Origin of the sequence: Streptomyces sp. NPDC058964, from assembly GCF_042741275.1 — a bacterium.
Lineage (GTDB): Bacteria > Actinomycetota > Actinomycetes > Streptomycetales > Streptomycetaceae > Streptomyces.
Window position 1 is genome coordinate 1 of the sequence record NZ_JBHYKH010000198.1, and the last position, 6015, is coordinate 6015.

Consider the following 6015-nt stretch of genomic DNA (forward strand, 5'->3'; position numbering starts at 1 on the left):
CAGTGTCTGTGTGTTATACTCCACTGGTCGCGCGGGGTGGCCACGGCGCCGCCGTCGTCCGTGGGCATGCGGTTGGCGACCAGCACCCGCTGACCGCGGACGGTGAGCAGGTCGGTGCCGGTCACCCGGCCCGTCAGGACATCCGTCGTGCGACCCGTGCCCAGAGTCTCGTCCGGCGACCGGCCGACGGCTTCGTCGCCGATGCCCAGCAGCCGTCGCGCCTCGTCGTTGAGCAAACGTATGCGGCCGGTGCGGTCGAGTGCGACGACGCCCTCCCGGATGCCGTGCAGCATCGCCTCGCGCTCCGCCAGCAGCGCCGAGATGTCCGAGAAGGCCAGGTCCCGGGTCTGCCGCTGGACCCGGCGGGAGATCAGCCAGGCGGCCAGCGCGCCGGCCGCGAGGGCACCGCCCGCGTACGCGAACAGCCCTGGGATCGCGCTGATCAGCCGGGCCCGCACGCTGTCGTACGGGATGCCGACGGAGACCGCCCCGACGATCCGGTGGTCGGCGTCGTACAGGGGCACCTTGCCGCGGGCGGAGCGGCCCAGGGTGCCGGTGTCGATTTCCATGACCTGCTTGCCGGCCAGGGCCTCCTTGGGACTGGTCGAGACCTTCAGGCCGATCTGCCGCGGGTTCGTGTGCGACCAGCGGATCCCCCGCAGGTTCATCACCACGATGTACTCGGCGTGGGTGGCGTGCCGGATGCGCTCCGCCTCGCGCTGCACCGGGCCGTCCACCGTCGGCAGGGTGTTCTGGAGGTCCGCGGCGACCTGCGGCTCCTGAGCGGTGGTCTGCGCGATCGCCAGCGCGCGGTGCATCGCCTCGTTGTCCAGCTGCTTGCTCAGCGGTGCCAGGAAGAGCCCGGTCGCGAGTACCGCAACCCCCGCGGCGATCGTCACCTGCATCAGCAGTACCTGCGAGAACACCCGTCGAGGCAGACCGAGGCGCAGACGGCGTGCGGGGGGAGTGGGGCTCATGCCCACGACGGTACGTGGACGGGCGAGCCCTGCCGTAGGGGGTGTGGCGTGGATCTCTTGACCAGATCTTGGGAAACCGGACCACGGGAAATCAGTGCTGCCCCGGCCCGGCGCCGTCAGCTCGCCAGTGCCGTCGCCGTCAGCTCCTGCACCGCCACCACGTCCATCCGGGCCGGCGTGCCGAGCACCGACGCCCCGCAGCTCTCCGGCCGGGGCGGCAGCGAGGCGCCCTGGGCCACCGTGACCCGCCAGAGGCGGCCGTCGGTGTGGGCGACGGTCACGTCCCAGTGCGGTGCCCCGCCGTCCGTCCGCACGACGCTGAGGGCGCCCGCCGCGTACTCGTCGACGGCCGCGCGCACGGCCAGCTCGGCCGCCTGTCCGGGCCGTTCCCAGGCGGAGCACCCGCGGCATCCGTCGAGGACCACCCGGCCCTCCCTGATGCCGTGCAGGACCTCCTTGACGGCGTGTGCCTCGGCCCGGCCGTACGCGTATCCGTACGGCAGGACGAGGACCGTGGGCGAGAAGCGGTGACCACCCAGATGAGTGACCTCCCAGGTGCCGAGCACACCGGAGGAGGCGAGCTCGGAGGCGAGGGGACGGCCCAGGAGGGCGCAGCAGCGGTCGCGTTTGCCGTTGGTGCAGACGAGCGCGAGCGGACCGTCCGAGTGGGGCCGGCCGCGGAGCACCGCGTCGAACGAACGGTGGTCGCCCGCGCCGAGGGCGGCGAAGTCGAGGGCGCGCAGCTGTTCCGGGTCGCGGGTCGTGGCGCTGTGCAGCCAGGTGTTCCCGGGGACGGTGTGGGCGGCGTAGACGTTGCGCACGGCGGGACTGCCGGGGTCGGCGTGCCGTCCGGGGCGCCGGATCAGCGCGATCCGTACGCCCGTTCCCTCGGCGGCCGCCTCCAGGGCGCGGCCGAGCGCGGGGTCCAGATGGCTCGATGTGAGCGCTTTGGCACCCCAGGGGCCGGGCTGTTCCAGCAGCAGCCATGTCGTCGCAGTGGCCGCGGTACCGGAAACGGGCTCGTCGAGGCTCCGGGAGACGGTCGCACACCTACTCACAGAGGTGAGCCTAACCTGACTTTGCCCGGAGTGGCTTCCAGCCGGGCTCGCGTCCTACTCCGGCAGGGGTTGCGGCGGCCTGGGGCCGACGTAGTGGCCACTGGGGCGCATACGCAGCGGGCGCTCCCCGTACTCCTCCAGGGTGTGCGCGATCCAGCCCGCGGTCCGGGCGACGGCGAAGATCGTCTCGCCTGCCGTCGCGGGCATGCCGCAGGAGACGGTGAGCACGGCGAGGGCCAGGTCGACGTTGGCGTGCAGTGGTGTGTGGCGGGCGGTGGTGGCGACGACATCGCGGGCCGCGAGGAGGGCGGGTTCCGCGCGCGGGACCCGTTCCAGGAGGGCGAACAGGGCTCGCGCGCGGGGGTCCTCGCCCGGGTAGAGCCGGTGGCCGAGCCCGGGGACACGGCGGCCCGCGCGCAGCTCGTCAGCGATCACCGGGACGGCGGTGCCCCGCTCGAGCACGTCCTGGAGCATCCGGTGTGCGAGTCCGCTCGCGGCGCCGTGCAACGGGCCCTCGATCACGCCGAGTCCGGCCGAGACGGCCGCGTAGGCGTGGGCGCGGGCGGAGGCGGCGACCCGCACGGCGAGGGTCGAGGCGGCCAGGTCGTGGTCGACGAGCAGGGCGAGTGCCGTGTCCAGCGTGCGCAGTGACGCGTCGTCGGCCTCGCGCCCGGTCAGCCTGCCCCACAGACGGTGGGCCAGCGGACCCTCGTCGTGGTGGCGGGCGAACGGCTGGGGCGGCAGGGCGGCGACGAGCGTGGGGATGAGGACGCGCGCGGTGCCGAGCACGGCCTCCTCGGACAGGTCGAAGCGCAGCGGGTCCTCGGCCGCGGCGGCGATCGCCGCGACGCGCAGCCGGTCCGTGGGCGCGGTGTGCTCGGGCAGGGCGTCCACGGCGCGGCGGGCGACGGCGACGGTGGCGTCGGGCGCGGTGAAGGTGATCCCGGGGCGCATCCGCCCGGTCCACAGCCACTCGGCGACCTCTTCGTAGGAGTGGCGCGCGGCGAGTTCGACGGCGTCCACGCCCCGGAAGTAGTACCGGTCCTTGTCGATAAGGGTGAGGCGGGTGCGTACGGCCGGCTCGCCGCCGGACCCCGGACTCCCGCCGCTCTCACGCCTGTTGCGCCGGGCGAGGGCCTCCACCTCCTTGGCGTCGAAGGTGCTCCCGCGGCCGCCGGGCTCACGCCTGCTGCTGAGCTGACCGCGGCTCACGTACGCGTACACGGTCTCCGGCTTCACGCCGAGCGCTTCGGCGGTCTCCTTGGTGCTCAGCCTCCGTCCGGGACGGCCGGGGGCGGGTTCTTGATCGTGCATGGGGGTCACCGTAGCCGCCTTTGGGCACATTGACTGGATCAATATTGACAGATGATTAGTCAAACATTGACAGTGAAATCAAGTCCAGGGAGGAGAACCATGTCCATCAACAGGGCCGCGCCCACTCTTGTCGACGTCCCGCGCGGACTCGCGGGTGTCGTCGTCACCGACACCGGCATCGGCGACGTCCGGGGGCTCGAGGGCTTCTACCACTACCGCCAGTACTCGGCCGTCGAACTCGCCCGCACCCGCTGCTTCGAGGACGCCTGGCATCTCCTGGTCCACGGCGAACTGCCCGACGCCGAGCGGCGCACCGCCTTCACCGCCGAGACCGCGGCACTCCGGTTGCTGCCCGACGGCGTCCGGGCCGCCCTGCCCGCAATAGCCGCGGCGAGCCGCACCTCCGGCCCGCTGGCCGGGATGCGCACCGCGCTGTCGCTGCTGGGGGCGGCGAAAGGGTTCCGGCCGGTGTACGACATCGACGCGGACCGGCGCCGCGAGGACACGGTCGCCGCCTGCGCGGCCGTGCCGACGCTGCTCACCGCGCTGTACCGGCTCGGCCGGGGGCTCGCGCCCGTGGAGCCGCGCGAGGACCTGTCGTACGCGGCGAACTACCTCTTCATGCTCACGGGCACGGAGCCGGACCCGCTGCGGGCCAGGGCGGTCGAGCAATACCTGATCTCGACCATTGATCACGGTTTCAACGCGTCAACCTTCACGGCGCGGGTCATCGCGTCGACGGGCGCGGACGTCGCGGCGTGCCTCGTGGGCGCCGTGGGTGCGCTGTCCGGGCCGCTGCACGGCGGAGCGCCCAGCCGGGCCCTGGACACGCTGGACGCCATCGGAACCCCGGACCGGATCGACCCCTGGATCAGGGAACGCGTCCTCGCCGGCGAGCGCATCATGGGCTTCGGGCACGCCGTCTACCGCACGGAGGACCCCCGTTCGCGGATGCTGCGCGACATCGCCCGGGGGTTCGGTGGCCCACGTGTCGAGTTCGCCCTTGAGGTCGAACGCCAGGTCGAGACGATCCTTGCCGAACTGAAGCCCGGCCGCGAACTCCACACGAACGTCGAGTTCTACGCCGGTGTGGTCATGGAACTGTGCGGCCTGCCCCGCGAGATGTTCACCCCCACCTTCGCCGCGGCGCGTGTGGTGGGCTGGAGCGCCAACATCCTGGAACAGGCAGAGGACGCGAAGATCATCCGCCCGGTGGCCCGGTACGTGGGGCCGGAGCCGCCGGAGGCCGTGCCGGACGTCAACTGACCTTGTTCCAGGGCAGACCGACGGGAGCCGGGGCGCCGGAAGCGGCGGAAGGCCGGGGCTCGGTGGGACGGGACGGAGGGTCTGTCCGCCGCGTCCGCGGGGTCAAGCGGAGCCGGAAAAATTAACCCGGTCGCCGAGGGATAACAGGCGCACCAAGGGCACCGGAGTCGATATCTTGTCGCTTGCCCCTCTCCGGGCGCTCCGGCGAACACCCTTGCGCACGGAGAGCGCGCTCCGACAGAAACCACGCTCGGAAAGTCATGCTCGGAGGAGAAACTCTCATCTCTCCCAGCCATAAGGCGGTAGCTTTCCGTGAAGATCGTGCGACGTGTAGGGGCTTCTCCTCGGGAGCGCGGCAGTGCAACGGGGCAGACATGCCCCGACATCTTCGAACTCGACAACGGCGACTTCGCCGTGATCGGGCGTGAAGCGACCGCGCAACTGGACCCGGAGCTGCCGTCGGACGCCGCACGAGCGGACTACGAGCGGATCGTGATCATCACGCGCGAGACCCTCATCCGCGCAAAGCGGGATATCCCCGACTCCTGACGACCGGGTATGGCGAAGCCCCCTGGGGTCATGAGGATTTCTCGGGGGGCTCGCCCACGACCCACCACTCGTCCGTGTCGGCATCGGCGAGTTCCTGCACCAGGTCGTCCATCATCAGGCCCAGGGTGAACTCCTCCGACGCCTCGGGCAGGCTCTTCCTGTGGTGGCGAGTCGCCTCCCAGTACTCGCGGAACACCTTGTTCTGGCACATCACCCGCAGATGGCCGTAGAGCTCTGCCCGGGTCATCGCCCCGATGCGGTGGAAGTAGAGCGCGTTGATGTACAGCGCGTTGGCGAACAGGAACTGGCGTTGCTTCTCCAGCGGGATGTCCGTCTCGTAGGTGTCGAGAACGGCGGCCAGGGCGGGATCGTCCATAGCCTTGCAGATCAGGTCGAAGTGGAGCCGGTGCTGCTGGGCGAGGACAGCCCTTCTGCGGTGACGTGTACTCCGCGTGCTGATGGAGTCGTTGACGGCTGCAAGCTTTGCTTTGGCAGCCGAAACGATCCTTCCTACCCCTGAACTCTGTGTGGCCATGTCAACCCCCGAATCAGGCGGCCGTCCGCCGGTCGTCGGGGTGCGGGTCGACTGGAGGGGACCGGCGAGCGGTGGGCGGCGCTTGCCGTCTCCCAGAGTGTGCCGAGCGGCTCTGATCGGCGGGGAGGCGGAGAGGCGGCGCACGGAGGGAAGCGAGGGTCGCACGCTCCGGCGCCCTGCCCATCGTCTGCCCCGCTGGGGCGGCTAACAATCGTTCACTTCGCGGTGTTTATTCCCACTCGTATCCTGGGTCGGCATTCGATTCGTCGTGCGTGCGCCCGGCAGGTCGCCGCCGCACCCGGCCGCGGGAGTGATG

General features: G+C 71.3%; 6 protein-coding genes. 2 read left to right on the plus strand and 4 right to left on the minus strand.

What is annotated here, in order from left to right; genetic code table 11:
- The 3 genes from ACFW2E_RS23555 to ACFW2E_RS23565 all read right to left on the minus strand — a co-directional run.
- Positions 1-977 (minus strand): PAS domain-containing protein (locus tag ACFW2E_RS23555; RefSeq protein WP_384469051.1); only part of this gene is annotated, 977 nt, incomplete at its 3' end.
- A 116-nt stretch (positions 978-1093) separates the two neighbouring features.
- On the minus strand, positions 1094-2035 hold the full coding sequence (locus ACFW2E_RS23560) for a sucrase ferredoxin (protein WP_384469052.1): 942 nt from the start codon (positions 2033-2035) through the stop codon (positions 1094-1096).
- Between the two features lie 54 nt (positions 2036-2089).
- Entirely contained in the window at positions 2090-3349 is a 1260-nt protein-coding gene (locus tag ACFW2E_RS23565; protein WP_384469053.1) for a citrate synthase, read from the minus strand.
- Between the two features lie 99 nt (positions 3350-3448).
- Here ACFW2E_RS23565 and ACFW2E_RS23570 point away from each other — a divergent pair, with 99 nt between their 5' ends.
- On the plus strand, positions 3449-4615 hold the full coding sequence (locus ACFW2E_RS23570) for a citrate synthase (protein ID WP_384469054.1): 1167 nt from the start codon (positions 3449-3451) through the stop codon (positions 4613-4615).
- Positions 4616-4927: 312 nt separating this feature from the next.
- The gene (locus ACFW2E_RS23575; RefSeq protein WP_384469055.1) at positions 4928-5164 is read left to right on the plus strand and encodes a hypothetical protein; all 237 of its coding nucleotides are present in this window, start codon (positions 4928-4930) and stop codon (positions 5162-5164) included.
- A 28-nt stretch (positions 5165-5192) separates the two neighbouring features.
- On the opposite strand, the gene ACFW2E_RS23580 is transcribed toward ACFW2E_RS23575, so the two are convergent.
- A complete protein-coding gene (locus ACFW2E_RS23580) occupies positions 5193-5699 on the minus strand; it encodes a DUF6082 family protein (RefSeq protein ID WP_384469056.1) in 507 nt (168 codons plus the stop codon).
- Between the last annotated feature and the right edge of the window lie 316 nt (positions 5700-6015).